At 69.4% G+C, this 26,474-nt stretch carries 22 protein-coding genes; 8 read left to right on the top strand and 14 right to left on the bottom strand.

All coding sequences use genetic code 11. From position 1 onward, the window contains the following. Positions 1–14 precede the first annotated feature (14 nt). The 4 genes from P2T62_RS18075 to P2T62_RS18090 form a co-directional block, all read right to left on the bottom strand. The gene (locus P2T62_RS18075; protein ID WP_276258413.1) at positions 15–635 is read right to left on the bottom strand and encodes an ArsR/SmtB family transcription factor; all 621 of its coding nucleotides are present in this window, start codon (positions 633–635) and stop codon (positions 15–17) included. Positions 636–897: 262 nt separating this feature from the next. Further along, on the bottom strand, positions 898–2,394 hold the full coding sequence (gene gatB / locus P2T62_RS18080; RefSeq protein ID WP_276258414.1) for an Asp-tRNA(Asn)/Glu-tRNA(Gln) amidotransferase subunit GatB: 1,497 nt from the start codon (positions 2,392–2,394) through the stop codon (positions 898–900). A gap of 211 nt (positions 2,395–2,605) precedes the next feature. After that, complete coding sequence (locus tag P2T62_RS18085; RefSeq protein ID WP_276258415.1) at positions 2,606–3,586, bottom strand: homing endonuclease associated repeat-containing protein; 981 nt, start codon at positions 3,584–3,586, stop codon at positions 2,606–2,608. 51 nt (positions 3,587–3,637) lie between these two features. Further along, positions 3,638–4,759, bottom strand: a complete 1,122-nt coding sequence (locus tag P2T62_RS18090) for a pyridoxal phosphate-dependent aminotransferase (RefSeq protein WP_276258416.1) — start codon at positions 4,757–4,759, stop codon at positions 3,638–3,640. Positions 4,760–5,656: 897 nt separating this feature from the next. On the opposite strand from P2T62_RS18090, the gene P2T62_RS18095 reads away from it, so the two are divergent. From P2T62_RS18095 to proS, 5 genes are all read left to right on the top strand, one after another. Beyond that, positions 5,657–6,190, top strand: a complete 534-nt coding sequence (locus P2T62_RS18095; RefSeq protein ID WP_276258417.1) for a cupin domain-containing protein — start codon at positions 5,657–5,659, stop codon at positions 6,188–6,190. A 76-nt stretch (positions 6,191–6,266) separates the two neighbouring features. After that, positions 6,267–6,998, top strand: coding sequence for an AzlC family ABC transporter permease (locus P2T62_RS18100; RefSeq protein WP_276258418.1), 732 nt, complete (start codon positions 6,267–6,269; stop codon positions 6,996–6,998). Beyond that, a complete protein-coding gene (locus tag P2T62_RS18105; protein ID WP_276258419.1) occupies positions 6,995–7,342 on the top strand; it encodes an AzlD domain-containing protein in 348 nt (115 codons plus the stop codon). The genes P2T62_RS18100 and P2T62_RS18105 overlap by 4 nt, the downstream gene beginning before the upstream one ends. Positions 7,343–7,413: 71 nt before the next feature. Further along, on the top strand, positions 7,414–7,662 hold the full coding sequence (locus P2T62_RS18110) for a DUF2061 domain-containing protein (RefSeq protein ID WP_276258420.1): 249 nt from the start codon (positions 7,414–7,416) through the stop codon (positions 7,660–7,662). A 62-nt stretch (positions 7,663–7,724) separates the two neighbouring features. After that, positions 7,725–9,191, top strand: coding sequence for a proline--tRNA ligase (gene proS, locus P2T62_RS18115; protein WP_276258421.1), 1,467 nt, complete (start codon positions 7,725–7,727; stop codon positions 9,189–9,191). 466 nt (positions 9,192–9,657) lie between these two features. Here proS and P2T62_RS18120 read toward each other — a convergent pair whose 3' ends face one another. The 6 genes from P2T62_RS18120 to P2T62_RS18145 form a co-directional block, all read right to left on the bottom strand. Beyond that, complete coding sequence (locus P2T62_RS18120; RefSeq protein ID WP_276258422.1) at positions 9,658–11,352, bottom strand: aldehyde ferredoxin oxidoreductase family protein; 1,695 nt, start codon at positions 11,350–11,352, stop codon at positions 9,658–9,660. A 112-nt stretch (positions 11,353–11,464) separates the two neighbouring features. Further along, a complete protein-coding gene (locus P2T62_RS18125) occupies positions 11,465–13,375 on the bottom strand; it encodes a cation:proton antiporter domain-containing protein (RefSeq protein ID WP_276258423.1) in 1,911 nt (636 codons plus the stop codon). 93 nt (positions 13,376–13,468) lie between these two features. Then, positions 13,469–14,386: an MBL fold metallo-hydrolase gene (locus tag P2T62_RS18130; RefSeq protein ID WP_276258424.1), complete on the bottom strand. Its 918-nt coding sequence runs from the start codon at positions 14,384–14,386 to the stop codon at positions 13,469–13,471. Between the two features lie 25 nt (positions 14,387–14,411). Further along, complete coding sequence (locus P2T62_RS18135; RefSeq protein ID WP_276258425.1) at positions 14,412–15,629, bottom strand: alpha/beta hydrolase family protein; 1,218 nt, start codon at positions 15,627–15,629, stop codon at positions 14,412–14,414. 122 nt (positions 15,630–15,751) lie between these two features. Further along, a complete protein-coding gene (gene thrS, locus P2T62_RS18140) occupies positions 15,752–17,677 on the bottom strand; it encodes a threonine--tRNA ligase (RefSeq protein WP_276258426.1) in 1,926 nt (641 codons plus the stop codon). 108 nt (positions 17,678–17,785) lie between these two features. Next, entirely contained in the window at positions 17,786–18,823 is a 1,038-nt protein-coding gene (locus P2T62_RS18145; RefSeq protein WP_276258427.1) for a Glu/Leu/Phe/Val dehydrogenase family protein, read from the bottom strand. Positions 18,824–18,921: 98 nt separating this feature from the next. Here P2T62_RS18145 and P2T62_RS18150 point away from each other — a divergent pair, with 98 nt between their 5' ends. Next, the gene (locus P2T62_RS18150) at positions 18,922–20,757 is read left to right on the top strand and encodes a threonyl-tRNA synthetase editing domain-containing protein (protein ID WP_276258428.1); all 1,836 of its coding nucleotides are present in this window, start codon (positions 18,922–18,924) and stop codon (positions 20,755–20,757) included. 12 nt (positions 20,758–20,769) lie between these two features. Here the strand turns inward: P2T62_RS18150 and P2T62_RS18155 are convergent, their stop codons facing one another. The 3 genes from P2T62_RS18155 to P2T62_RS18165 form a co-directional block, all read right to left on the bottom strand. After that, a complete protein-coding gene (locus P2T62_RS18155; RefSeq protein WP_276258429.1) occupies positions 20,770–21,246 on the bottom strand; it encodes an HTH domain-containing protein in 477 nt (158 codons plus the stop codon). 183 nt (positions 21,247–21,429) lie between these two features. Continuing rightward, on the bottom strand, positions 21,430–23,091 hold the full coding sequence (locus P2T62_RS18160) for a class I adenylate-forming enzyme family protein (protein ID WP_276258430.1): 1,662 nt from the start codon (positions 23,089–23,091) through the stop codon (positions 21,430–21,432). A gap of 107 nt (positions 23,092–23,198) precedes the next feature. Then, positions 23,199–23,657: a PaaI family thioesterase gene (locus tag P2T62_RS18165; RefSeq protein WP_276258431.1), complete on the bottom strand. Its 459-nt coding sequence runs from the start codon at positions 23,655–23,657 to the stop codon at positions 23,199–23,201. Positions 23,658–23,829: 172 nt separating this feature from the next. Between P2T62_RS18165 and cmk the strand changes: the two genes are divergently transcribed. After that, positions 23,830–24,408 carry a (d)CMP kinase gene (gene cmk, locus P2T62_RS18170; protein WP_276258432.1) on the top strand — a complete coding sequence of 193 codons (579 nt, stop codon included), beginning with the start codon at positions 23,830–23,832 and terminating at the stop codon, positions 24,406–24,408. Beyond that, positions 24,408–25,433, top strand: a complete 1,026-nt coding sequence (locus P2T62_RS18175) for an RNA-guided pseudouridylation complex pseudouridine synthase subunit Cbf5 (protein ID WP_276258433.1) — start codon at positions 24,408–24,410, stop codon at positions 25,431–25,433. Before cmk ends, P2T62_RS18175 begins: the two co-directional genes overlap by 1 nt. Positions 25,434–25,504: 71 nt before the next feature. Here the strand turns inward: P2T62_RS18175 and P2T62_RS18180 are convergent, their stop codons facing one another. Continuing rightward, positions 25,505–26,410: a mechanosensitive ion channel family protein gene (locus P2T62_RS18180; protein ID WP_276258434.1), complete on the bottom strand. Its 906-nt coding sequence runs from the start codon at positions 26,408–26,410 to the stop codon at positions 25,505–25,507. Positions 26,411–26,474: the final 64 nt, after the last annotated feature.

Raw genomic sequence — 26,474 nt, forward strand, 5'->3', positions numbered from 1 at the left:
AAGCATTGGGCCGCCTATGTGGTGGTCCGGCGCGACAGCGCCAGCACCAGGCCGGCGACCAGCAGCCCCCCGGCGAGGAAGACCAGGCCGACCGGGAGCGCGAGCGGGGCGCCGCCGCCCAGACTCTCGCCGATCCGGGGGAGTTCGCCGCTCGCCGTCGACCCGACGCTCGGGACGACCAGCCACTGGACGAGCAGACTGGCCAGCGCCAGGACGGTCAGCACGGGCAGGACGCTGCGCAGCGAGTCGAGTAACCCCCCGTCGTGTTCGCGGCTGCCGACGAAGACGACCGTCGGGTCGCTGACGGGGGCGTAGACGCTCATCTCGCGCCCCTTCGAGGAGTACCGTGTCTCCTCGACCTCGACGAGGTCCGCGTCCTGGAGACTGTTCAGGTGGTGGCGGGCGTTCTGGAGCGAGGTGTCCACCCTGTCGGCGACCTCCGAGGCCGTGGCGGGCTCCTCGTGGAGCGCCGTCAGCACCGACCGCGCGGTGTCGGAGGCCAGCGACGAGAGGAGGTCGCCGGCCTCCTCGGAGTCGAGCCAGAGGGTCTGGAGGTCTCCCTCCTCGTGCTCGCCTGACTCGCTCGCGATATCCCCCGACGGCGTGTCCGAGTCGGAGGACAACAGTTCGGACATTAGTGGCATTTGCCACCCCGCGCGTTTAAGCTTTGAGGATACCCCTGCCGGGAAATCCAGCAGCGATACCCTGAACGGTCGTTCTCGACGGTTCGATGCATTCGGACGTTCATCGAAGGACGGATTCGAAGTCCGATTCACAACTTTGGTGTCGAGACGGGTATCGGCCGCCGCAATTCCTGCCATCCGCGGTGGCCGGGACCACGCCCGGCCAGTACTCGCGAACGGCCGTGGACGCTCGCCCAGTCCCCGCTCCACCCGCTCACTCCCCGGCAGCCAGCTCCTCGCGCAGCAGCTCGTTGACCGTTCCGGGGTCGGCACTTCCGCCCGTCGACTGCATCACCTGCCCGACCAGGAAGTTGAGCGCCCCGTCCTCGCCGGCGTGGAAGTCCTCGACGGCGTCCGGGTTCGCCTCGATGGCCTCGCTGACCGCGGCGGCCACCTCGTCGTCGTCGGTCTTGCCCAGCCCCTCGCGCTCGACGATGTCGTCCGGCGAATCGTCGTCATCGAGCATCCCGCGGAGCACGGTCTCGCGGGCGTTCTTCGCGGTGATCTGGTCGGTGGCGACGAGTTCGACGAGTCGCTTGACCTCGTCCAGCCGGTCCTCGATGTCCGTGACGTGCATATCGCGGTAGTTCAGTTCGCCGAGCAGCTCGTCGGCGACCCAGGACGCCGCGAGGTCCGGGTCGAACGCCTCGGCGACCTCCTCGTAGAAGTCCGCGACCTGCTTCGTGGAGGTGAGCTTGTCGGCGGCCTCGCGCGAGAGGCCGTACTCCTCGCGGAACCGCTCGCGCCGGGCGGCCGGGAGTTCCGGGATGGCGATGCGCTCCTTCCAGTCCGACACCCGCAGCGGCGGGAGGTCCGCCTCGCGGAAGTAGCGGTAGTCCTTCTCCTCCTCCTTCGTCCGCATCGAGAGCGTGACACCCTTCGACTCGTCCCAGTGGCGGGTCTCCTGTGCGACGTCGGCGCCGCGCTGGATGGCGTTCTTCTGCCGGGACTGCTCGTAGGCTAGCGCCTTCTCCGCGCCCTTGTGGCTGGAGATGTTCTTGACCTCCGTGCGGTTGGCGTCCTCCAGCGTCTCGGTGTCGATGGTGCCGTCCTCGGCCACGCGGTCGGCGTCGACCATCGAGAGGTTCGCGTCCACGCGCAGGGAGCCGTCCCGGGTCGCGTCGAAGACGCCGAGGTACTCCAGCACCTCCTCCAGTTTCGCGAGGAACGCCCGGACCTCGCCGGGCGAGCGGAAGTCCGGCTCGGTGACGATCTCCATCAGCGGCGTCCCCGCGCGGTTGTAGTCGACGAGCGTGTAGTCGGCGGTGTCGATGCCGCCGCCGACGTGCTGCAGGCTGCCGGGGTCCTCCTCCAGATGCGCCCGCCGGATGTCCACCGAGCGGTCCTCGCCCTCGACGCTGAACTCCAGTTCGCCGTCCTGGCAGACGGGCGCGTCGTACTGGGTGATCTGGAAGTTCTTCGGCAGGTCGGGGTAGTAGTAGTTCTTCCGGTGGAACCGGGTCTCCTCGGGGATGGCGGCGTCGATGGCCTTGCCGATCTTGACGGCGGCCTCCACCGCGCCCTCGTTCAGCACCGGGAGCGCGCCCGGCAGGCCCAGACAGACCGGACACGTCCGGGTGTTGGGCTCCTCATCGTCGGCAGCGTCGGTCGAGCACCCGCAGAAGATCTTCGTGTCCGTCTCCAGCTGGACGTGGACCTCCAGCCCGATGACGGTGGCGAGGTCGCGCGATTGCGCGGTCTGTGCGGTCATTAGGACGTGTTGGGGCGGGTGGGCGCTTTAGCCTGACGGACACGAGCTTTTTTGACGGCTCGGGTTTCCTCGGCGCTCGCTTCGCTCGCGCCTGCGGGAACCACTCGCCGCAAAAAACGTTCAGAAAAAATGCCGGCACTCGGGCGCTGCGCGCCCTCGTGCCGGTGAACCGCGCTCGCCTCGCTCGCGCGGATGCAGCACCAGCTGAGGTTCAGTCGAACTGCGGTCGAACGGGAAGCTTCTCGATTCTCCTGTGACAGGGCAGGCAGAGCGTGACGAGGTTATCGAGGGTGTTGACCGCTTCCCAGTCGATATCTCCACGCTCGTCGTGGAACTCCCGGACGGGCTTGCGGTGGTGGACGGAGAGTCCGCGGTCGAACTCGTCAACCGAGTCCGACTCGGTGCGACCGCACCACTGGCAGGTGTTGTCGTCAAGTTCGAGCCGGGCACGGCGCTGTCGCTGCCAGTTCGGGCCGTAGTAGAGGTCACCACCACCCTTCCAGCGGGGGCTGTCAGGCCCGGTCCGCTTCTGCGAGCACCACTCCGAGTAGCAGTCAAGGTCGCAGAAGACTATCTCCCGCTGCTGCATGATGGCGGGTTTCTTGTCGACATCTCTGTCGCACCACTCACAGGCCGCAGTGACGCGGTCGTACTGGTGGTGCTGTTCACCGACAACGTGCTCTGCCTGCCACCGGTGTTTGCACTCCCGACAGCAGAACCAGTTCTCCTGCGCCGAAACCTGACTCTCCAGTTCCCGACGTGTCTCGCCACAGTACGCACACGAGACCGCCACCCGCTTCGCCATCTCGCTGTTCGGCCTGTAGGGTTCGTATCCGGCCGCTACGACGGCTGCTCCCCAGCTCCCGAACTCCCGTTGGAAGGGCGTCTCGGAGTACCGGCCGTGTTCCAGCATCTCCGTGCGACGAGGCGTGCGCCCGAGTTCGTCGCGGAGGTCGTGAATCGCGTCCAGCAGGGCCTCCCGGTCTATCTCGTTAGCCCCGCCCCGCTGGTCGCTGCTGTCTAATCCGGCGGCGTCACGGGCGGCAGGAATCCCGTCGAACTCCCGGTAGAGTGCAGACGTGGAGTACTCTCCGTGTTCGTCGTACTGTGAGCCGGATGGCGGTTCTCCCACCTCCTCCGCGACCCGCTGAAGGTCTCGAATCAGCTCCGCACGGGGAATCGGAGCCACCATACTGTCCACATCCGAGTACCGCCTCTTGAATCTCCCGCGGGGCCGAAATCGCTACTGCACGGCCTCGGTCGCCGCGCCCATGATCTCGATGGCCTCCTTCAGCGTCTCCATGTCCGTCGCGTAGGAGATGCGGGCGTGCCCGGCGCCGTTCGCGCCGAACGCCTCGCCCGGGACCACGACCACACCGCGGTCGATGACCTCGTCGACCCAGCCGTCGGGGACGCGGGGCATCGCGTAGAACGCGCCCTGCGGCGTGGGCACGTCGAGTCCCATGTCGGTCAGCCCGTCGAGGAGCACGTCACGGCGTGCCTCGAAGGCGGCGACCATCTCGTCGACCGGGTCCTGTGGGCCCGAGAGCCCAGCCTCGGCGGCGTACTGGGAGGGGGCCGACGCGCAGGCCTGGCAGTACTGGTGGACCCGGAGCATCCGCTCGATGCGCTCGTGGCTGCCCGTGACCCAGCCGAGCCGCCAGCCGGTCATCGAGTAGGTCTTCGAGCAGGCGTCGACCACGACCACGTTGTCGCTCTCGGCGAACTCCATCGGCGAGCGGTGCTCGCCCTCGAAGACGATGCGGCCGTACACCTCGTCGGAGATACACAGCACGTCGTGCTCGTCGGCGATGCGCGCGAACTCGCGCATGTCCGCGACGGACTGGACCGCGCCGGTCGGGTTGGCGGGCGAGTTGACGACGAACGCCGCGGTGTCGTCGGTGATGGCGGCCTCCACGTCGGCCGGGGCCATCGTCAGGTCCTCGCGGAGTTCGACGGGAACCGGCTCGCCGCCCGCGAGGTGCGTGAGCGCCTCGTAGGAGACGAAGCCGGGGTCCGGGAAGAGGACCTCCTGGCCCTGGTCGACGTGCGCCTCCAGCGCGATGTGGAGCGCCTCGCTCCCGCCCGCGGTGGCGATGACGTTCTCCGGGTCGACATCGAGGTCGTTGTCGCGGGCGTGCTTGTCGGCGATGGCCTCGCGGAGTTCGAGGGTGCCCTTGTTGGAGGTGTAGGCGTCGCTCTTTCCGGACTGGATGGCCTCGACGGCCGCCTGCTTGGCGTGGTCGGGCGTCGGGAAGTCGGGCTGGCCCAGCCCGAGGTTGATGGCGTCCTCGCCGGCCGCCTCGAACACCTCGCGGATGCCGCTGATGGAGACCTGCTCGACTCGCGATGAGAACCCGGTCATGGGAGTCGTGTTGGGCGGTGGGGTGGTAACTGTTCGTGGTCCGAGACAGTGTCCACCAGTTGCATGTAATCTAATAATATTCATATTTGAATGGCTACTAGTATAATTTATAATATATTTGGAATATTTTCGTTAAATAGGTGGGCAGTGACAGATTCGACACTACCGAAAGGACTCCCTACGAAGCCCTCGCGCTCTCGTACCGCCGCGACTCGCTGTGCTCCTCGCTCCCTTCGGTCGCTGCGGTGCTTGCGTCGTCGGGGCGGCGACGAGAGCGCTCGCCCTTCGAGTCCGCCAGGATTGTGCCAGTGTCACGGTCGCGGCGCCCCTGCCCTTCCCCAGGTCGCGCGGGCTCGCTCGGGCTCGCCACGCGCTCCCGGCCCGTGTGTTGAAGACGGGTCGCGCGTCCCCGTCAGTCGAACCGGCGCGCGCTGGCTGGCTGCGACCGCCCCCGCGAGCGAGTTCAGCTCGCGAGCCCCGGCGGCGGGCGCCGCCCGTCTCTAAGCGCGCGAGGGCCGAGACGCGCAACGGAGTGAGCATCGCAGGCGGCTGGGGAGGCACGAGGCTTACGACCCGACTGACCAACACGCGGTCCTGGCGGACTCGAAGGGCGAGTGCTCTCGGCGAAGGCGGCCGAAGCAAGCACCACAGCACATGCCCGGAACGGCGGGTGAGCGATAGCGAACTCGCCGCATGCCCGGACTGCGAGGAGCGCAGCGAGGCCCCCGAGTCGAGAGCGCGAGGGCTTCGTAGATTGTTCGGTTGTCGTTGTGAAAGTCACCGTCACCGGAAGAGAGCAGGGGAGTGTCGGAGTCGCCGACAACGTAGCGGTCGGTCACACCGGCAACCACCCACGAACAGCCTTACGTGGGGACCACCCACACGAGGGACCACGACATGAAGCACATCGACATCGACGACGTGACCCAGGAGCCTCACCCGATGGGCGTCAACCAGGACCGGCGGGTCGTCTCGGACGCGCTGGACGCGGACGACGTGGCCGTCCTCAGATTCGACCTCGCCCCCGGCGAGCAGTTCTCCGGCGGCCTCCACACCCACCACGACCAGGAGGAGGTCTTCTACGTCCTCGAGGGGACCGCCACCTGGGACGTCGGGCCCGACCCCGACGCGGACCACGCCGAGGGCCACGCGAGCGAGCGACCCGAGACGGAGGAGGTCACCGTCGAGGCCGGTGAGGTCGTCCGGTTCCCGCCGGGCCAGTTCCAGTGCGGCCGGAACAAGTCCGACGAGCGCGTGGTGGGGCTAGCCGTCGCGGCGCCCGGCACGCAACACGACTGGGAGGCGCTGGAGTCGTTCGCCCCGTGCGGGGGCGACTGCGACGGCATCACCAGCCACGGCGTCCGCCAGCCCGATGCCGAGGGGATGGTCGTCTACTGCAACGAGTGCGGCACCGAACTGCAGGTCGCCTGAGCCGGCGCCGACACGGTGTGACTGTCCGGACTGTGGAATCGGAAGACACGTCGCCCCCCGGCACGCAGACGACGCCGTGACCGAGTCGGCACGCGACGCGTTCCTCGCGGGAGTCAGGGCTGCCTTGCCCATCATCGTCGGGATCGTCCCGTTCGGGCTGGTGGCGGGCGCCGCAGCCATCAACGCGGGACTGACACTGGTGGATGCGGTCGGGCTGTCGGTGTTCGTCTTCGCGGGCGCCTCGCAGCTGGCGGCCATCGACCTGTTCAGCCAGGGCGCGCCGCTGGCGCTGGTGGTCGTGACGGTGCTGGTCGTCAACCTCCGGATGATGATGTACAGCGCCTCGATCGCACCCGACCTGCTGGAGGAGCCGCGCCGCTGGCGGGCGCTGGAGGCGTACCTGCTCGTCGACCAGGTGTACGCCCTGTCGGTGACTCGCTTCGAGCGCCAGCCCGAGACGAACAAGCGCTGGTACTACATCGGTGTGGTGGCGCCGCTGTGGCTCACCTGGCAGGTCTGTACGGTCGCAGGTGCCGTCGCCGGCGCGCGGGTCCCGGCATGGCTCCCCCTCGACTTCGCCGTCCCGCTGACCTTCCTCGCGCTGCTGGTCCCAGCCATCGAGGGCCGGGCCACGGGCGCCGCCGCGCTCGTGGGCGGTGGCGTGGCCACGCTGGGAGTGGGGCTGCCGCTCGAGGCCGGACTGATGATCGGAGCCCTCACGGGTGTACTGGCGGGCATCCTCGCCGAGCGTACCCTGGGCCCGGACGCGGCCGGCGCGGACGACGACCCGGGAGGTGGCCACGCGTGAGCACCGGACCACCACCCGGCCAGCAGGTGTGGCTCGTCATCCTCGTCGCCGGCCTCGGGACCTATCTCATCCGGGCATCGTTCCTGTTCCTGTTCGAGCAGATCGGCGGTGTCCCGCCGCGACTGGAGCGGGCGCTGCGGTACGTCCCGGCGGCGGTGCTGGCCGCGCTGGTCGTCCCGGCGCTACTGGCGGCCGACGGCAGCCTCACCGTCGTCGGGAACGACCGCCTGCTCGCGGGCGCGCTGGCGGCCCTCGTCGCCTGGCGGACGGAGAGCATCTTTGCGACCATCGTCGTCGGGATGGTGGCGCTCGTCGCCCTCGGGCAGGTCGGGGCGATGGTGTAACCCTCCAAAGGTTACTAGATGGAATCTGTAAACTCTAGCAGTTACTTACGGCCGCGCGTCGAACCCCTCGTATGACATCGACGCTCGGCGGCCTGGTCAGCGACCGACCCCATCAGGCACTGTCGCGCGCGGTCGTGAAGACGGCGCTCTACCGGGTGCTGATGGTCGTCGTGTCGGTGGCGGTCGCCTATCTCGTGGTCGGCGACGTGTCGGCGGCGCTCAGCATCGGCCTCGCCACGAACGTCGTGAAGACGGTGACGTACTACGGGTACGAGCGGCTCTGGGACCGTATCGCGTGGGGCATCCCCACGGCCGAGTGACCCGCGGCGACCGGGCGAACCGAACGCACCGTGTTTAAGATACCGCTCCGACACCTACCGGTATGAGCGACGCCGACGACGGCGACGGACAGGAACTCGGCATCACCGAGTCCAAATCGCACAAGCCCGGCGAGTGGTACGCGGAGGTCGTCCAGAAGGCCGAACTGGCGGACTACGCGCCGATGGGCGGCTTCATCGTTACGCGACCGCGGGGCTACGCCATCTGGGAGCGCATCCAGGAGCACCTCGACGGCTGGTTCAAGGACTCCGGCGTCCAGAACGCCTACTTCCCGCTGTTCATCCCCGAGTCCTACCTGGAGAAGGAGAAGGACATCGTCGAGGGGTTCGACCCGGAGGTCGCGTGGGTCGAGAAGGCGGGTCACGAGGAGCTCGAGGAGCGGCTCGCGGTCCGGCCGACCAGCGAGTCCATCATCACGCCGTTCATCGCACAGTGGGTCCGCTCGCACCGCGACCTCCCGATGCGGCTCAACCAGTGGTGCTCGGTCGTCCGGTGGGAGGCCACCGACACGAAGCCGTTCTTCCGGACGAAGGAGTTCCTCTGGCAGGAGGGCCACACCGCCCACGCCACCGAGGAGAGTGCGTGGGACGAGACGATGACCCGCCTGGGCCAGTACGAGCGCCTCTACGAGGAGGTGATGGCCATCCCCGGGCTCACCGGCCGCAAGCCCGACCACGACAAGTTCCCGGGCGCGCACACCACGACGACCATCGAGGCGCTGATGCCCGACGGTAAGTCCGTGCAGGCCGGCACGTCCCACTACCTCGGCACCTCCTTCGCGGAGGCGTACGACGTGACCTACACCGACGAGGACGAGGACGAGCGGGTCGCCCACACCACCTCGTGGGGGCTCTCCTGGCGCGCGATGGGCGCGCTCATCATGACCCACTCCGACGACCAGGGCCTGGTCCTGCCCCCGGCACTCGCGCCCGAACAGGTCGTGGTCGTCCCCATCTGGCAGGAGGATACCCGCGAGGAGGTGCTGGAGTACAGCGCCGAACTCGCCGCCGAACTGGACGAGGAGTTCCGCGTCCACCTCGACGACCGCGACGAGCGCAACCCCGGCTTCAAGTACAACGAGTGGGAGCTGAAGGGCGTCCCCCTCCGCATCGAGGTCGGCCCGAACGAGGTCGAGGACGGGGAAGCAACGCTCGTCCACCGCCCCGACGGGGAGAACGAGGTCGCCGACCGCGACGACATCACCGGGGCCGTCGGCGACGCACTCGATACGGTGTACGCGAAGCTGTACGCCGCCGCCGAGGAGACCCTGGAGGAGAACGTCCGCGAGGCCCACGGCCGCAACGAGATCCTCGGCACCCTCGGCCAGCACGGCGGCTACGTCAAGACCGGCTGGTGTGGCGACGAGGCCTGCGAGACCGAGATCAAGGACCAGATCGCCGCCGAGATCGTGATGGTGCCGCTCGACCGCGACGAGGAGCCGGTCCACGAGACGTGTGGGGTCTGCGAGGAGGAGGCCGAGGAGACGGCGTACTTCGCGAAGAACTACTAACGCACCGTTTTTCGGTTCGGGTTCCGCGCCTGCGGCGCGGAACCGCTCACCGAAAAAATCTGCACCAAAAAAGCCGCTCCTCGCGGCTTCGCCGCTCGGAGCGGAGAAACGCGCTCGCTTCGCTCGCGCGTATGCACTCCTCCATGTTGTTCACCCCCTCTACGCTTGCTGAATTTCCATCTTACCACGCAATTTGATAGATGATACGCACATTATATTCACCATTTCCCAAATGAACTTTATATTCTGCATTTATTCGTGTAATCGCCTGCGTCGGCGCGAGCGGAACGAGCGCCGTTCACCGGCACGAGGGCGCCGGAGGCGCCCGAGTGCCGGGCTTTTTTCTGAACGTGTTTTGGCCGAGCGGTTCGGCGTTCGGGAGAGCTTCGCTCTCCCGCAGCCCATCAGAACGCGAAGCGTTCTGAGGACGGCTTTGCCGCCGAACCCGAGGCGAAAAAAGCTCGGGTCAGTCGTCGGCGGGTGCCGCGCCGCCGCTCTCGGAGACGTTCGCGTCCGGGACGGTGCCGTCGTCGTTCCAGCCGCGCAGGTCGTAGTAGTTCGACAGCTCCTCGTCGAGGCCCTCCAGTTCGTACGGGAGCGCGTCGTCGTCGCTCCGGTCGAAGCCGCGCTTCGAGTTGAAGTGGCGCTCCAGTTCGACGATGCGGCTCCCGACGTCCATCAGCTGGTCCCACGAGGCGTCGAACAGCTGCTCGTAGCGCTCGTGGTCGAAGTTGGAGCCGGCGAACTTGCAGAGGACGCCCGCGTCGTGGACGGCGTTCTTGTTCTCCTGCTCGATGAGGCGGTCGGACTTGCCGGCGACACCCTCCTTGTCCAGCGCCTCGTTGGGCGCGACCAGCGGGTACTCCAGCTGGTACATCTCGGCGTACATGTGGTCGGCGCCGCGGTTCGCGGTGGCGAACGAGAGTCCCTGGCCGTTGAGCGCGCGACCGTCGTGGGCGGCGAACTCCATCCCCTTCATCGTCCAGTTCTCGACGCCGAGTTCCTCGTGGCAGCGGTCGATGCCCTCCGCGAGCGTGTCGCCGATGCCCTCGCGGGCGGCGATCTTCTCGACGGTCTCGACCATCAGCTCCTCGTTGCCGAGTTCGCCCTCGCTCTTGAGGTACGCCGAGACGGCGTCACCGCACGAGATGGTGTCCATCCCCAGCTCGTCACAGAGCTGGTTGGCCTCCATGATGGCGACGAAGTCGTCGTTGTCGGCGTTCGAGCCGAACGACATCATCGTCTCGTACTCCGGGCCCTCGGTGACGATGCCGGACTCCTCGTCCTTCGTCGGGAGCTTGCACGCGAACGCGCACTGCGAGCAGGTCCCCTTCTTGTACTTGTGCTCCATCACGGCGCCGGAACCGATCTTGTCGAGGTGCTCGAACGACTGGTCCTCGAAGTACCGGGTGGGGAGCGCGTTGACGGCGTTCGCGTAGTCCGAGACCGACACCGTGCCGGCGTCCTTCATCGGACTGCCCGACGTGGAGGCCTCCTTGTGGACCTCGCGACCGAGTTCCTCGTTCAGGTCGATCTCCGGCGGAGAGTCGCCGTCGAAGGTGAGGAACTTCACGTTCTTCGACCCGAGGACGGCGCCCAGCCCGCCACGGCCGAACGCGCGGGACTCGCTGGTGATGATCGAAGCGAATCGGACGCCGTTCTCGCCGGCCGGCCCGACGACGGCAGTGTGGCCCTCGTCCAGCCCCCGGGACTCCTCGATGTGTTCGAGGGCCTCGCTGGTCGTCGCGCCCGCCAACCCACCGACCTCCTCGAACTCGACGCCCTCGTCCGTGACGTGGATGCCGACGAGGTCGTCGCTGGCACCCGTGATCTCGACGGCAGCGTTCCCCGTGCCGGCGAACGGCCGGGACATGTAGCCGCCGGCGTTCGAGGAGAGCAGGCCGTCCGTGAGCGGCGAGAGGCCCGTCACCGACATCCGGCCGGTGAACGAGGTCATCGCGGTCTGGAGCGGGCCGGTGGCGAAGACGAGCCGGTTCTCCGGGCCGAGCGGGTCCGCGTCGAACGGGATGCGCTCGTGCGCGAGCCGCGTGCCGACGCCGCGCCCGCCGATGAACTGCTCGTTCACCTCGCTGATGTCCTCCTCCTGCGTCGTCCGCTTCCCGACATCGATGCTGAGGAGCGGGCCGCGATTGTGAATCATCGTCTCACGGGAACGGGGCCATCATGATAAACCGTGTGCCACGGAAGCCGGGGCGATTCATACTCGGCCGCGTGGAACCGGCTCCGTCTCGGGGCCGAGCGGCGACCGGGGGCTACTCGCCGGGGTGACAGAACTCCATCGCGCTCCGCACGTCCTCGCGGTTGCCGATGAGGGTGATGCGGTCGCCCTCCTCGAGCGTGAAGTCCGCATCCGGGACGCGGGTCTCGCCGTTCCGGGCGACCAGCGCGATGAGGACGCCGCCGGGGAGTTCGGGCCCGACCTCGCGGACGGGGCGCCCGACCAGTTCCTCGGCGGTGACCTCGATCTCCTGGACGTCGCCCGAGCGGCCGATCTCGCCCATCCAGTTGGCCAGCGCCGGGCGCTCGATGGCGTTGTCCATGGCCTGGGCGGTGGCGACGGCCGAGGAGATCGTCCGGACGCCGAGGTCCTCGAACGCCTCGACGTTGTTCGGGTTGTTGGCCCGCGCCATCACCGTCTCGATGTTGAACTTGCTTTTGCCGAGCTGTGCCGTGAGGAGGTTGGCGTCGTCGTCGCCGGTGGCGGCGACGAGGATGCGGCAGTTGTCGGCCCCGGCCGACCGGAGGACGTCCGTGTCCGTCCCGTCGCCGATGTGGACCGTGTGGCCCTGGTTGCGGGCCACCTCCACCATCTCCTCGTCGACCTCCACGATGACGACGTTCTCCCCTCTGTCTTCGAGGCGGTCGGCCAGGGTCCTACCGACCTGACCGCCGCCGACGACGATTACACGCATAGGTATCACGTCGAGGAACTCCGCGATGTACCGGGCGAGGCCGCCCTCGAACACGACCGTCGCCAGGATGACCAGGAACACCGTCCCGACCAGCAGCGTCGCACCCGCATCCAGCTGTGCCGCCCGCGCCACTTCGCCCGCCGCCGCCAGTTCGTCCGCCTGGTTCTGCAGTTCGACCGCGAACAGCGTCGCCACGGAGGCCGGGATGATGCCCCGTGGGCCGACGGCCGACATGAACGCGCGCTCCCCGAAGGTGAAGCGGTCACCGACCGTCGAGAGGAACACGAGCACAGGACGGATGACCACCGCGACCGCGACGACGACGAAGACCCCGCCGAGGCCGAGGCGGATGAGGTCCTCGAACCGCAACAGCGCCGCGAGCGCGATGAACACGAACGACAGCACCAGCAGCGTGATGTCGCCCTTGAACTCGGTGATGTCCTCCTCGTAGGGGATGTCCAGGTTGCCGAGGACGATGCCGGCGACGGCGACCGCGGCGACGCCGGCCTCGGCGAAGACGAAGTCGGCGGCCGCGTACGCGACCAGCGCGCCCGCCAGCACCAGTAGTCGCGCGTTCTGGGGGGCGTTCCCCGGCGAGAGGTCGACGTACCGGAGCGCGTAGTAGAGCACCCCGGCGACGACGGTACCGACGACCATCCCGGTGCCGAGCCGCTCGACGAACAGCTGGAGGAACTCCGCGGGGGTCGACCCGCCCGTGATGATGACCTCGAAGACGACGACGGCCAGTATCGCGGCGGTCACGTCGTTGACGATGCCCTCCGTCTCCAGGGCGGCCTCGACGCGGTCGCGCACGGGGACGACCTCCATGATGGGCGTGATGACGGTCGGCCCGGTCGCCACGAGCAGCGCGCCGATGAGGAAGGCGAACTCCCACGAGGTCTCCGGGAACGCCAGTTTGACCGCGCCGGCGGTCCCGAACAGCGCGATGGCGGCGCCCACGGTCACCAGTCGGGTCGTCGCGGCCGGGGTCTCGCGGAACTTCTCCAGCCGCAGGTGGAACGCGCCCTCGAAGACGATGATGGCGACCGAGAGGCCGACGATGGACGGCAGCGCGCCCGCGAACGTCGACCGCGTCACCAGTCCCAGGCCCTCGGGCCCGAGCGCGATACCCGAGGCGATGAGGAAGATGATGCTCGGCACCTCGAACCGGTCGGAGAGGATCTGCGCGACGACGCCGATTCCGATGATAGCCGCGACGAGGTAGAGACCGGTGCTCGGTGCGGCTGCCATACGGTCGGCCCGACGCCCGTCGGTTTCTTAAGTCTCCTGTCTTGCGATGGGCTCGCCGTCACACACGGCCCCGGCGATCAGGACCCGCGTGCCTCACTTCTCGGCGGCGGCCTCCCGGCGGTCCAGATACCCGAGCACGCCCCGCACGTTCATCGCCGTCTCCGTGCGGGCCTTCGCATCGCTCCACACCGCGTCCATCTCCGTCTGCTCGACGAAGTGCTCGACGACGGCCTCGTCGTCGTCGAGTTCGACGCGGGCCTCGGCGACGGCCTCCACCCAGTCCGTGAGGACATCGGCGTACTCGACCAGTTTCCCGTCGGCCGGTGCGGGACCGAAGTGCGCATAGCAGAGCGTCTCCGGGTCGAGCCGCTGGAGCAGGCGGACGTCCTCGATGCACCCCTCGAAGTCGAAGTTCGCGGGCGGCGAGGTCGGCTCGACGGCGTCGAGCTGCGGGACGTAGATGCCGGCGGCGTCGGCGACGAACACGGCCTCGGCCTCGGCGTCGTGGAAGACGTGCTGATGGGGCGCGTGGCCCGGCGCCTCGTGGACGTCGAGTTCCCTGTCGCCCAGGTCGACGGTGTCGCCGTCGACCAGCGGCGTCACCCGGCTGTCGGGGACGGGCTCGGGCTCGGTGTAGAACTCGATGGCCTCACCGACCGCCGCCTTCGTCCCCTCCCACAGCCGCTCGGGGTCGATGATGTGGCGTGCGCCCCGCTCGTGGATGAGCACCTCGGCGTTCGGACAGGCCTCCGCGAGGAAGCCCGCCCCGCCCGCGTGGTCGAGGTGGACGTGCGTGGGGACCAGTTGCGCGAGGTCCTCGCGAGCGATGCCGAGTTCGTCGAGCGCGTCGAGCAGCAGATCGTGGTTGGTCCCCATGCCCGTATCGAGCATCGTGGGGTGCTCGGTATCGAAGATGTAGACGGCCCCGTACTTCTCCGTGCCGTACATCCCGGTGTCGACGTAGTAGCAGTCCGGGACGGCTTCGACGGGTTCGACGTCGCCAACGGTCATTGTCGAAGGGGTGAGGGGAAGCGCCTTAGGTAGTTCGCCGGACGCCCGCACCGAGCGGTAGCGCCTCCTCGAACCAATCGTAGATGACGCCGGTCGCCAGGCGCAGGTTCCCCATCTGGCAGTGTTCGCCGGCCCCCTCCTCGGTCCGGAACACCCGCAGCGTCGTCGGGCCCGCGACCTGGTCGACGAACTCCTCGGCCAGTCCGAGCGGGACGAAGTGGTCGTCCTCCCCGGCCAGCACCAGCATCGGACAGGTTATGTCGTCTCCAAGGCCGACGAGCGAGTAGTCCGGAAGCACCCGCTGGAACGCGGCCATCGAGTCGACGCCGAACACCCACGTCGAGTTCTCCACGAGCCACCGCGACTCCACGCTGAAGCGCCCGCCGAGCGCCGCCAGCCCGTTCACCAGCGCGTCGGGGACGCGCCGGACCACGGCCGCGAGCCAGGGCGTCTCGTAGGCCGCCGCCCGCCACAGGTCGTGCATGTGGTCGAACGCGACGCAGGCGGCGACCCGGTCCTCGAAGGCGGCCGCCCGCGGTGCGTAGTAGCCCCCGAAACTCACGCCGACCAGGCCGACCCCGTCGGTGTCGGCGACGGCGTGCTCGGCGACGGCATCAAGCACCGGGCCGACGACGTACTCCCAGTCGGGCCGGGCCGTCAGACCCTCCTCGCGCAGCGGGGCGCCCTGCCCAGGGCCGTCGAACAGGACGACTGCGTACCCCCGGGCCAGCGCCTCCGGCACGCCACAGAGGAAGTACAGCTCCTCGGCCAGCGAGTCGAACCCGCCCAGACAGACGACCGTCGGGCACGGCTCCTCGGTGCCGGACGGGGCGAACAGGTAGCCGGGCAGCGTCGTCCCCTCGTAGGGCGCCTCGAACGTCGTCACGTCGGCGTCGAGTCGGGCGATTCCCTCGCGGAACGTCGCGCGACTGCGCTCGTAGGTCGGCCGCCGGCGCGGGTCGTCGCTCGCGAGGAAGAACTCCGCCGTCCGGTGGTAGGTGTGCGCCCGGAGGAACGCGCTCCGCGCGGTCCGCTCGTGACCCTCGGCGGCCGCGTCCTCGGCCGACCGCTCGACGCGCTCGGCCGTCCGTCGCCACTCGGTGTGCCACGCCTCCGTGTCGCCCTCGTCGATGCGCTCGGCGGTCGTCAGGACCTCGCCCGGCTCGGCTCCACCGAACGTGGTGTAGGCCATCGCCCGGAGGGTCTGGTAGTCGAACGCCTGCCCCGAGAAGTGGACGCGCATACCCGAGAGACCGCCGAGGGCGAGAAGGGTCTTTCGTCGGCGAGAATATCTCACCAACTTTAATACTTCTGCCCCTGAGTGGAACTTATATCAGATAAGGACGAAGTAACTCCCCTACTGTGTCACTCGGAGAGGAAATCGGGCTCCGTCCGCTTCTCCGCGCGCTCGGTCTCCAGGTGCGACAGGAACGCGTCCAGGTCGATGTCCTGCTCCTCGCGCTCCTTGCGGTCCCGAACCGAGATGTTCCCGGCCTCCTCCTCGTTGTCGCCGACGATGATCATGTACGGGAGGCGGTCCTCGTGGGCGCCGCGGATCTTGCGGCCGATGGTCTGGTCGCGGTCCTCGACCTCGACGCGGAAGCCGGCGTCGTCGAGTTCGTTCTTCACGCGGTGCGCGTATCCCAGATTGTCGTCCGAGATGGGCAGGATGCGGACCTGCTCGGGCGCGAGCCAGAGCGGGAACTTCCCGTCGAAGTGCTCGATGAGGACCATGAAGAAGCGCTCGTAGGAGCCGTACAGCGCACGATGTATCATCACCGGGCGGTGCTCCTCGTTGTCCTCGCCGATGTAGCTCAGGTCGAACCGCTCGGGCATGTTGAAGTCCAGCTGGACCGTCGGGCCGTCCCACTCCCGGCCGAGTGCGTCCTCGAAGCCGAAGTCGATCTTCGGGCCGTAGAAGGCGCCGTCACCGGGCTCGACGTGGTAGTCGAGGCTGGAGCTCTCCAGCACGTCACGGAGCTGTGACTCGGCGCGCTCCCAGATCTCGTCGCTCCCGACGGACTTCTCCGGGCGCGTGGCCAGCGCCACCGTGTAGTCGAGGTCGAACGTCTCCAGCACCTCGTTGATGGCGGTCATGATGTTGTCGACCTCCCCCTCGATGTCGTTCGGCCGGCAGAACAGATGGCCGTCGTCGATGGTGAACGCCCACACACGGGAGAGGCCCGACAGTTCGCCGCGCTGCTCCTTGCGGTACACCTTCCCGTCCTCGGCGTAGCGCACGGGCAGGTCCCGGTACGACCAGGAGCCCTCCTCGAAGATGGTGGCGTGGCCGGGGCAGTTCATCGGCTTCAGGCCGTACTCCTCGTCGTTGACGTCGAGGAGGAACATATCGTCCCGGTAGTTGTCGTAGTGGCCGGACTTCTTCCACAGCTCCGTCCGGAAGAGGTGGGGCGTCTCGACGTACTCGTAGCCGTAGCGCTCGTTCAGGTCGCGGACGTAGCCCGACAGCTCGTCGAGCACCGTCTTCCCGGCAGGGTGGTACAGCGGCAGGCCGGGGCCCGTCGTGTCCGGGATGGAGAACAGGTCGAGTTCGCTGCCGAGGCGGCGGTGGTCGCGCTTCTTTGCCTCCTCGCGGCGCTCGAGGAACTGCTCGAGGTCCTTCTCGCTCGGGAACGCCGTCCCGTGGACGCGCGTCAGCGTGTCGTTCTCCTCGTCGCCGCGCCAGTACGCCGCCGAGATGTCCAGCAGCTCGAACGCGCCGACCTCGCCCGTACTGTCGACGTGGGGACCCTGGCAGAGGTCCTGCCAGTCGTCCTGGACGTAGAACGACACGGACTCCTCGTCGGCGGCCTCCGTCTCCAGGATGTCCTGCTTGTACTCGTTGTCCTCGTAGACCTCGAACGCCTCCTCGCGGGAGCGCTCGACGCGCTCGATGGCGTAGTCGGCCTCGACGATGTCGGCCATCTCGTCCTCGATGGCCTCGAGGTCGTCCTCGTCGAGGTCGACGTTCGTCACGTCGTAGTAGAAGCCCTGGTCCGTCGGCGGACCGATGGTGAGCTTCGCCTCCGGGTGGAGGCGCTGGAGCGCCTGCGCGAAGACGTGCGCGGCGGAGTGGCGAAGGACCTGCAGGTACTCGTCGGAGTCCTCCGTGACGATCTCGAGCGTGCAGTCCTCCGAGAGCGGCGTGTGCCGGTCGACCAGCTCGCCGTCGACGACGCCGGCGACTGTGGCCGCCCCGAGTCCCGGTCCGATCTCGTAGGCGACCTCCTCGACCGTGACCCCGTCGTCCAGGTCCAGCACGGACCCGTCGGGGAGCGTGACGGCTACCATACCACGAGGGAGTCACGAGTGCCGGATAAAGCTTTAGAGACGGCGGGAGCGGTTGGCACACACCCGCAAGCAGGGCGGCGGGCACCATGGGACACCACCTGCGTCCGCTCAGAACAGCGTCGACTCCCCGCCCTCGGCCATCCGCGCCTCCGCGAAGCGGTCCGCGGCCGCCAGCGGTGTGACGTCCTCCGCCCGCGCCGTCTCGAACATCGATTCGAGGCGGTCGCGGACCGCCGCCACGCGCTCCAGCGCCTCGGCGATGTCCCCGCCCTCCATCTCCGTGACGCCGGACACGAGGCCACCCGCATTCACCACGTAGTCCGGTGCGTAGAGGATGTCGCGCTCGGCCAGCGCGGCGGCGTGGCGGCGCGCGGCGAGCTGGTTGTTCGCCGAGCCACAGACCACGTCGCACTCCAGGCGGGGTATCGTCCCGTCGTCCAGCACGCCGCCCAGCGCGCAGGGCGCGAAGGCGTCGCAGGGCTCGTCGTAGATGGCGTCGGGCGCGACCGACTCGACGCCGAACTCGTCGGTGACCGCGTCGACCGCTTCCTCGTCCACGTCGGCGACGACCACCTCCGCCCCGGCCTCGACCAGTCGTGCCACGAGCGCCCGGCCGACCTTTCCGACGCCCTGCACCGCGATGCGGCGGCCGTCCAGCGAGTCGTCCCCGTCGAACTCGCCGAACGAGGCCCGCAGCCCGTGGACCACGCCCGCCGCCGTCACGTCGGTCCCCTCGCCGCCGCCCGCGCCGCCGACGTTACCCGTCGTCTCCTGGATGACGCGCAGGTCCTCCACGTCGATGTTCACGTCCTCCCCGGTCACGAACCGGCCGCCGTAGCTGTCGACCACGCGTCCGTACGCCCTGAGGAGGTCGTCGGTCTTCTCGGCCGGGTCCCCGACGATGACGGCCTTTCCGCCGCCCAGCGGCAACTCGGCGGCCGCGGTCTTGTACGCCATCGCCTCCGAGAGCCGCAACGCGTCCGTCAGCGCGTCGGCCTCGTCGGCGTAGTCGAGCATCCGGGTGCCGCCGACGGCCGGCCCGCGCCGGGAGTCGTAGACGGCGACGATACACCGGAGCCCGGTCGACTCGTCGCGGTAGAAGGCGACGTGCTCGTGACCGGCCTCGTCCATCTCGTGGAGGGTCATGGGAGAGGGCCACGCATCCCGGCGGCTTAACCGCGGGGGGCCACGCGCCGGTCCCGGTCCCCGCAACCGCTTTGCCGCGGCGCCGCCACCACCCGGCGATGCGCGTCCTCGACGTCCACGCGGAGCACTGCTCGTTCGAGACGGTCGCGGCACCGCCCGCCGAGGACGCCCCCGACCCCGAGGCAGCGACCCCCGAACCGGCCGACGACGCCCCCCCGGCGCCCCGCGAGGGTGGGTTCGACGACTGTCTCGCCGCCCTCGTCGCCGTCGAGGGCGACGACGCCCACGACCCCGACGCCGTCGCGGCCGAGGCCGCCGACCACCTCGTCGACCGGGCCGCGGACCTCCGGCTCTCGCGGGTGCTGGTGTACCCGTGTCCCGCGCTGAGCGAGCGGCCGACCGACCACGGGACGAGTGTCGAGTGCTGTCGGGCACTCGCGCGGGCGCTCGACGAGCGCGGGGACGACCTCGACGTGCTCCGTGCCCCCGTCGGCTGGCACCACGCCCTCACGCTTTCGACCGCCGGCCATCCGTTCGCCGAGTCGGTGACCCGCTTCACGGGGGAGGTCGAGGTTCGGAAGATGGAGTCCGAGTGGACCGTCGTCGTCGACGGCGAGCGCCGCGATGTCGAGGCCGCACGCCCGGACCTTGACGCGGACACGTGCGAGGCGTTCGAACTCGCGATGGAAGGGCCCACCGTCGACCACCTCCTCGCGCGCGGCGAGTGGGACGACGGCCAGCCGTCGCTCGTCGAGCCGGATGGGCTCGGCGGCCGTCGGCTGCTCCCGGCCGGCCGGCTGGTCCACGACCTGCTGGCCGACCGGGTCCACGACCGCCTGCTCGACGCGGGCGCCGCGCCCATCGAGACCGGCGTCACGTACGACCCCTCGGACCCGGAGACGGCGCGCCTGCTGGGCGCGTTCACGACCGTCGACGCGTACCCGGGCCAGGGGGCACGGCTCCGCCCCTCCGCGCGACTCGGCGCCCTCGCCCTCCTCCGGGACGCCGACCTCCGGCCCGTGGACTGCCCGCTCCGGCTGGCCGAGACCGGTCCCGTCGAGCGTGCCTGGGGCGGGGCGACCGTCCCGACCGCGCACGCGGTCACCGCCGACCGCGACGGGGGCTGGGCGGCGCTCGTCGAGTTCGCCGGACTCGTCGTGGCGCTGCACCGCGAGTGCGGCCTCGACGCGGTGCCCGTCTGTTACGCCGACGGCGGCGTCCCGCCGGACCGGCTCGACGAGGTCGCCGCGGCGCTCGACCGGCCGTTGCTGGTCCACCGGGACGCCGCCGCGGACGACGGCTCGGCGCGGGTCCGCCTCGAGTTCCACGACGCCCGGCGCGACCCCGGCGACGTACCCCACGTCCGACTCGACCCCGGGCTCGCGGAGCGCGCGGGAATCGCGTTCGAGGGAGGGGATGACGGGCCCGACGGAGACGGGAGTCGGAGCGGGCCCGCTCGCGTCCGCCCGGTCGTCGTCGACTGCGAGCCGTTCGGGAGCCTCGACGCCGCCCGCGCGGCGCTCTGGGAATCGCCCCCGGTCTGGCTCGCCCCGACACAGGTCCGGTTCGTCACGGTCGACGCCGACCACCGCGACCGGGCGACGACGCTGGCGGACGAGGTGACCGGGGCCGGCCTCCGCGCCGACGTGGACGACCGCGCCCTGCCGGTCGGCGAGCGCCTCGACCGGGCCGCGCGCGACCGGGTACCGTTCGTCGTCGTGGTCGGGGACCGCGAGACCGACGCGGCGGCCCTGACGGTCTGGGACCGACGGGCGGGGACGGAGCGGTCGCTCTCTGACGGGGCGCTCGTGACGCTCGTCGAGGACGCGGTCGACGGGTTCCCCCGACGGGCGCGGTACCTGCCGCCGTTCGTCACGGACGGCCCGCTCGGCGGGACGATGGTCGGGAGGAAGGGAGCCGGCGGCGAGGAGTAGGCGTCGCGGCCGTCAGCGGGCGGGGAGCGGCTTCCGGGCCGGGATCACCGCCGAGAGCAGGTCGTCGACGGTGACGAGGTCGCCGTCGAGCCGGACCGGGGCGACCGCCACGAGGTCGTCACCGTGGGTGGCCGCCAGCGCCACGGTCGGGAGGCAGAGCATCCGGCAGTTACGGTCGGTGAACGCGCAGTTCGCCTCCCGGGTCTCGAAGCCGACCAGTTCGGCCCCGTTTCGGTCGGCCCAGTCGCGGAAGTCGGCGACCTCCTCGAGGACGAACCGGGCCGACGGCGTCTTCGCGAGCGGCCCCTCCAGCCCCACCGCGTTCCCCCAGACGTGGACGGTCGCGTCGATGGGCTCGGCGAGGTCGTCCAGCCGGGCGACGATCTCCTCGACCCGTCCGCCGTCGACGTCGGGCGAGAGCGAGCGGACGAACAGATGGACGGCCGTCACTGCCGGGCGGTCGGTACTGGAGGCTGTGCTCGCGGACATAGTCATGTGGTAGAGTACCAAGAAGAGGGCTTAACCGTTTCTCCCGCTTGCGTCCCCGATGCGTACCGGATGGGCGAGACGACCGCGACACGCCATCCACGGGTCCCGTGGGGCAGTGAGCTGGTAGGGCGGTGAGCCGGTAGGGCGGTGGGCCCGGGCGTCCGGGTGCTGCCGGGGCTCGGCCTACAGCTCCTCGCTGGAGGAGAGCGGTCCACCCAGCCGGTCGGCGGCCTCGTCCTCCAGCTTGTAGCGCTGGACCTTGCGCGTGCCCGAGCGCGGGAGTTCGTCCACGAAGAACACCCGGCGGGGGTGGGCGTACGAGGGCACCCGTTCGAGCGCGAACTCCCGGAGCGCGCGCTCCGTTATCTCGTCGGGGTCCGCGTCGTGTTCGAGGACGACGAACGCGACCGGCGCCTGGCCCTTCACCTCGTGGTCGGCGCCGACGACGGCGGCCTCCGCGACGGCGGGGTGGTCGAACAGCGCGTTCTCCACCTCGGCGGGGTAGACGTTCTCCCCGCCGACGATGATCATGTCGTCGGCGCGGTCGACCATCCAGAGGAAGCGGTCCTCGTCGACGCGTGCGATGTCGTCCGTGTAGAACCAGCCCTCGTCGTCGAACACCTGCTCGTTCTTCTCCGGCAGGTTGTGGTAGCCCTGGAACACCTGCGGACCCCGCACGGCCATCTCGCCGGTGTAGGTCTCCTCGTCGTCGAAGTCGACGTGCTCGGTGATATCGACGGGCGCCTGGGGATCGAGCCACTCGGCCTCGACGCGGGTCTCGCCCGTCACGGGGTCGACGAGTTTGAGTTCGATATCGGGGCTCGGCCGGCCGATACAGCCGGCGCCCTTGATGACGCCCCGGACGGAGTTCGTCGTGCCGGCGGGCGTGGTCTCGGTCATCCCCCAGCCCTCGATGAGCTGGGCGCCGAACATCGCCTCGACGCGGTCGCGGGTGTCGTCCGCGAGGGGCGCGGCCCCCGACCCGACCGTCTCGATGCTTTCGAGGTCGTACTCGTCGGGGTTGGACTCGTACTCGTTGAGCATCTCGATGAAGATGGCCGGGATGCCCGCGAACTGCGTCACGTCGTGCTCGTCGATGGCCCCCAGGAGCGCCGAGGCGACGGGGAGGGTCTTGAGGACGATGTCGACGCCGTTGTAGAGCCCGTTGATCAGGACGACGCTCAGCCCGTACATGTGGAACAGCGGCAGGACGAGCAGGGTCGTGCTCTCCTCGGGGTCACCCGCGCCCGTCTCCGTGTACGACTGCGACGTCGAGAGGACGTTCCGGTGCGTCGTCAGGACCCCCTTCGGGTCGCCGGTGGTGCCGGAGGTGTAGCACTGCAGACAGACGTCCTCGAAGTCGCGGTCGGGCCGGTCGAACTCCGCCGCCGCCTCGTCGACGTGCTCGTCGTAGTCCAGCAGGCCGGCGTCCTCGTTCCCGCCGGGGATGAGCGCCGTCTCGACGTGCGCCGAGAGGTCCTTCACGACCGAGGGGAACACCTCCGAGCCCACCAGTACGTCGACGCCGGCGTCGTCGAGGATGTACTCCAGCCGGCCCTTGTCCATCCGGTGGTTGAGCGGCACCGCGACCGCGCCCGTGCGGACGATGCCGAAGAACGTCTCCGGGAACTGCAGCGAGTTGGCGATGTACATCGCCACGCGGTCGCCCGGTTCGACGCCCAGTTCGACGAGCGCGTTCGCCACCTGGTCGGCACGCCGGTCGAGGTCGGCGTAGGAGTACTCCTCGCCACGGTACTCCAGTGCGCGTTTCTCGCCGTATCGGTCCGCGCCCATCGCCGGGATGTCGCCCACGTGTCGCAGCGGTTCCTGCCGGTGGTACTTCATGTGACACGCTGACGCGACCCGTCCCGACTAAACTCTGTTCCCTGTTCTGCCGGTGCGCTTTTTACAGCGCTCGCGTCGGATGCGCCCGTGGTGTCCGTCCGCCCCGACTACTCCCGAACGTAGCCGACGCTCTCGTCCAGTTCGACGCGACTCCGGGCGAATCGGCCGGTTCCGCGGGCGATCTCGTTCCCGTCGTCGTCCTCGGCGATGGCGCTCGCGAGCAACTGGTTCGGGTTCGCGTTGACCACGACCCCCTCCGCGCGGACGGTGCCCTCGCTGACGGGGCGCTCGAGGTGGACGTCGAACCCCGTCGTCAGGACGAACACGTCCTCGACGAGCGAGTTGACGGCGAAGAAGGCCGCATCGTCGAGCGCCTTGAAGTAGTACGAGCCGTGCATTCCGCCCGCGGCGTGGTGGGTGGACGCGTCGACGTCGAACTCGACGGACGCCTCGGCCGTGTCGATGCTGAGCGTCGGGTCGAGGCGGTCGTTGCAGGGCGCCTGGTGGTACATCTCCTCGAGTGCGCGGAAGTGGGCCGGGTCCGGACCGTTGGCGTCGTCGGGCATACCCGCTCCGGCGAGGGGCGTGGGGAAAACGGTGCCGGGAAGACGCCGTCGGGCGGGAGGACCACCGGCCACCGGGGACGGCTGTCGACGGATACGGGTGCCACCGCGACACAGGCCCGCAAACAGTCGGCTCAAGGACAACGATTTTGAACGGCAGCGACGGAGTGGGCACATGTTGATTACCATCTCCGGCCCTGCGGGCAGTGGGAAGTCCACTGCGGCGGCCGGACTCGCCGAGGCGCTCGGCTACGAGCACGTCAGCGGTGGTGACATCTTCCGGGCGCTCGCCGACGAGCGGGGGATGACGCCGCTCGAACTCAACCGGGCGGCCGAGGAGGACGACACCATCGACCGCGACCTCGACCGCCGACTGCGCGAGACGGCCGCCGAGCGCGACGACCTCGTCCTCGAATCGCGACTGGCCGGCTGGATGGCCGGCGAGCACGCCGACTTCAAGATGTGGCTGAACGCACCGCTGGCCGTCCGGGCACAGCGCATCGCCGAGCGCGAGGACAAGGCCGTCGACCGGGCCCGCGAGGAGACCCGCGCCCGCGCCGAGTCCGAGGCCACCCGCTACCGCGAGTACTACGGCATCGACATCGAGGACCTCTCCATCTACGACCTCGTCCTGAACACCTCGCGGCTCGACCCCGACGGCGTCGTCGGCGCGCTCCGTGCCGTCGTCGAGGCGTACACCCCCGAGGGCGACGAGGGCAAGACCCCCGTCGAGGGCATCCGGTACGAGTTCTGATGCCCGACGACGCCGACGCGACGGATGGCGCCGACGCGGCGGGCGACCCCGACGCGGCCGACCCCGACGCGGCGGCCGACCTCCGGCCCGCCCCCGACGAGCGGTCGGTGCCGGAACTGCTCGCGTTCGGCGTCGTCAACCTCGACAAGCCGCCCGGCCCCTCTGCCCACCAGGTCGCGGCCTGGGCCCGCGACCTCGCCGACGACGCGCTCGCCGCCAGCGGTGCCGACGCCCGGGTCGACCGCGCGGCCCACGCGGGCACGCTCGACCCGAAGGTGACGGGCTGTCTGCCGCTCATGCTCGGGGACGCGACGCGGCTGGCGCAGGCGTTCGACGACGCCGACAAGGAGTACGTCTCGGTGCTGGAACTCCACCGCTCTGCGCCCACCGACCTCGAGGAGACCGTCGCCGAGTTCGAGGGGCCGCTGCTCCAGAAGCCGCCCCGGAAGTCCGCGGTGAGCCGCCGCCTGCGCACCCGGACGGTCCACGACCTCGACCTGCTCGAACGCGAGGACCGGCGGGCGCTGCTGCGTATCGAGTGCGAGGCCGGCACGTACGTCCGGAAACTATGTCACGACCTCGGACTGGCGCTCGGCACCGGCGCGAACATGGGCGACCTCCGCCGGACCGCGACCGGGACCTTCGACGACACCGACCTCGTCACGCTCCACGACTACATCGACGCGCTGGCGGTCTGGCGCGAGGCCGGCCACGAGGGCCCCATCCGCGAGGTCGTCGCGCCCGCAGAGCGAACGCTCGACCACCTCCCGCGCGTGACCGTCGCGGAGAGCGCCGCCCATCAGGTGGCCACCGGCGCGCCCGTCTACGCACCCGGCGTGCTCGGCATCGACGCCCCCGATGAGGGGCCGAACGCTGGCGACCTGCCCGAACCGGGCGACGGCGAGGACGCGCCGCTCGTGGCCGGCTACGTCCCGAGCGGCACGGCCGTCTGCCTCGGTCGGCTCGTCGGCGACCCCGAGGCCGAACGGGGCGAGGTCGTCGCACTCGAGCGCGTACTCGTCTGATTTTCGGCGTGAATTGTCGATAATCGGCAGAACCGCGAAATTATCCGAAAGAACCTACTTCAGCGGAGTTATCAGTCGTCCGCGGGCGCCTCCACCGCCGCGCCCTCCATCTCCACGTCGATGCCGCCGAGCAGCTGCTGGTGGGGGTACGGCATGTCGATCTCCTCGGCGTCACAGCGCTCCTTGACCGCCTGGACGTACTCCGAGCGGACCTTCGCCCAGTCCGCCCGCGAGGGGTTCGCGATCCAGAACCGCGACTGGATGCCGACGTACGAGTCCGCGAGTTCGGTCACACGCGTCGAGGGGGCGGGCTCGTCGAGGATCTCCTCGTGGCGCTCGGCCTCCTCGAGGATGACATCCTGTGCGTGGTCGAGGTCGTCACTGTAGCCGACACCGAAGGTGAACGGCACGCGGAGCTTGTCCTTCGCGACCGGGTTGATGATGGCCGTGTTCGCGAGTTCCGAGTTCGGGACCGTCACGAGTTCGTTGTTGAACGTCCGCACCCGGGAGACGCGGAAGCTGATGTCCTCGATGACCCCCTTCTTGTCCGACCACTCGACCCAGTCGCCGATGCGGACCTTCGGGTCCGCGATGAGGAAGACGCCGGCGACGAGGTTCCCGATGATGTCCTGCGAGGCGAAGCCGATGGCGAGGGTGAGCGCCGCCGCGATGGTCGCCAGCGACGTGAGGAGGTTGCCAAAGCCCGCGATGGCGAACCCGATGGCGATGGCGACGAAGACGACCGCCGCGAGCGTCACCTTCCGCGCCGGCTTCGCCAGCGTCGGGTCGATGTCGCGGGCCTGCAGGAGTCGGGTCACCACCGGGACGACGACGATCCGCCCGAGCAGGTAGAACACCACGACGGTCGCGATGAAGACGAGCAGGTCACCCGCGAACGCGACCGCCCCGGCCGTGAGGTTGTTGACCAGCGTGTCGATGCGTTGACCCAGCGTCTGCAGCGGCAGGGCAGGGAGCATACACCGCGCAGGACTCGCGGCGGGGCCGTAATGGTAGCGGCCCCGGCGACCGAAACGACACCCT

The sequence above is a fragment of the Haloglomus litoreum genome, from assembly GCF_029338515.1.
Classification (GTDB): Archaea; Halobacteriota; Halobacteria; order Halobacteriales; family Haloarculaceae; genus Haloglomus; species Haloglomus litoreum.

Excerpts from the sequence above, each read along its gene's own strand:
- P2T62_RS18120 (WP_276258422.1), bottom strand. The coding sequence starts at position 11,352 with ATGATTCACAATCGCGGCCCGCTCCTCAGCATCGATGTCGGGAAGCGG.
- cmk (WP_276258432.1), top strand. The coding sequence starts at position 23,830 with ATGTTGATTACCATCTCCGGCCCTGCGGGCAGTGGGAAGTCCACTGCG.
- proS (WP_276258421.1), top strand. The coding sequence starts at position 7,725 with ATGAGCGACGCCGACGACGGCGACGGACAGGAACTCGGCATCACCGAG.
- gatB (WP_276258414.1), bottom strand. The coding sequence starts at position 2,394 with ATGACCGCACAGACCGCGCAATCGCGCGACCTCGCCACCGTCATCGGG.
- P2T62_RS18130 (WP_276258424.1), bottom strand. The coding sequence starts at position 14,386 with ATGACCGTTGGCGACGTCGAACCCGTCGAAGCCGTCCCGGACTGCTAC.
- P2T62_RS18145 (WP_276258427.1), bottom strand. The coding sequence starts at position 18,823 with ATGACCCTCCACGAGATGGACGAGGCCGGTCACGAGCACGTCGCCTTC.
- P2T62_RS18090 (WP_276258416.1), bottom strand. The coding sequence starts at position 4,759 with ATGACCGGGTTCTCATCGCGAGTCGAGCAGGTCTCCATCAGCGGCATC.
- P2T62_RS18150 (WP_276258428.1), top strand. The coding sequence starts at position 18,922 with ATGCGCGTCCTCGACGTCCACGCGGAGCACTGCTCGTTCGAGACGGTC.
- P2T62_RS18110 (WP_276258420.1), top strand. The coding sequence starts at position 7,414 with ATGACATCGACGCTCGGCGGCCTGGTCAGCGACCGACCCCATCAGGCA.
- P2T62_RS18175 (WP_276258433.1), top strand. The coding sequence starts at position 24,408 with ATGCCCGACGACGCCGACGCGACGGATGGCGCCGACGCGGCGGGCGAC.
- P2T62_RS18075 (WP_276258413.1), bottom strand. The coding sequence starts at position 635 with ATGTCCGAACTGTTGTCCTCCGACTCGGACACGCCGTCGGGGGATATC.
- P2T62_RS18160 (WP_276258430.1), bottom strand. The coding sequence starts at position 23,091 with ATGAAGTACCACCGGCAGGAACCGCTGCGACACGTGGGCGACATCCCG.
- P2T62_RS18180 (WP_276258434.1), bottom strand. The coding sequence starts at position 26,410 with ATGCTCCCTGCCCTGCCGCTGCAGACGCTGGGTCAACGCATCGACACG.
- P2T62_RS18165 (WP_276258431.1), bottom strand. The coding sequence starts at position 23,657 with ATGCCCGACGACGCCAACGGTCCGGACCCGGCCCACTTCCGCGCACTC.
- P2T62_RS18135 (WP_276258425.1), bottom strand. The coding sequence starts at position 15,629 with ATGCGCGTCCACTTCTCGGGGCAGGCGTTCGACTACCAGACCCTCCGG.
- P2T62_RS18085 (WP_276258415.1), bottom strand. The coding sequence starts at position 3,586 with ATGGTGGCTCCGATTCCCCGTGCGGAGCTGATTCGAGACCTTCAGCGG.
- P2T62_RS18095 (WP_276258417.1), top strand. The coding sequence starts at position 5,657 with ATGAAGCACATCGACATCGACGACGTGACCCAGGAGCCTCACCCGATG.
- thrS (WP_276258426.1), bottom strand. The coding sequence starts at position 17,677 with ATGGTAGCCGTCACGCTCCCCGACGGGTCCGTGCTGGACCTGGACGAC.
- P2T62_RS18155 (WP_276258429.1), bottom strand. The coding sequence starts at position 21,246 with ATGTCCGCGAGCACAGCCTCCAGTACCGACCGCCCGGCAGTGACGGCC.
- P2T62_RS18125 (WP_276258423.1), bottom strand. The coding sequence starts at position 13,375 with ATGGCAGCCGCACCGAGCACCGGTCTCTACCTCGTCGCGGCTATCATC.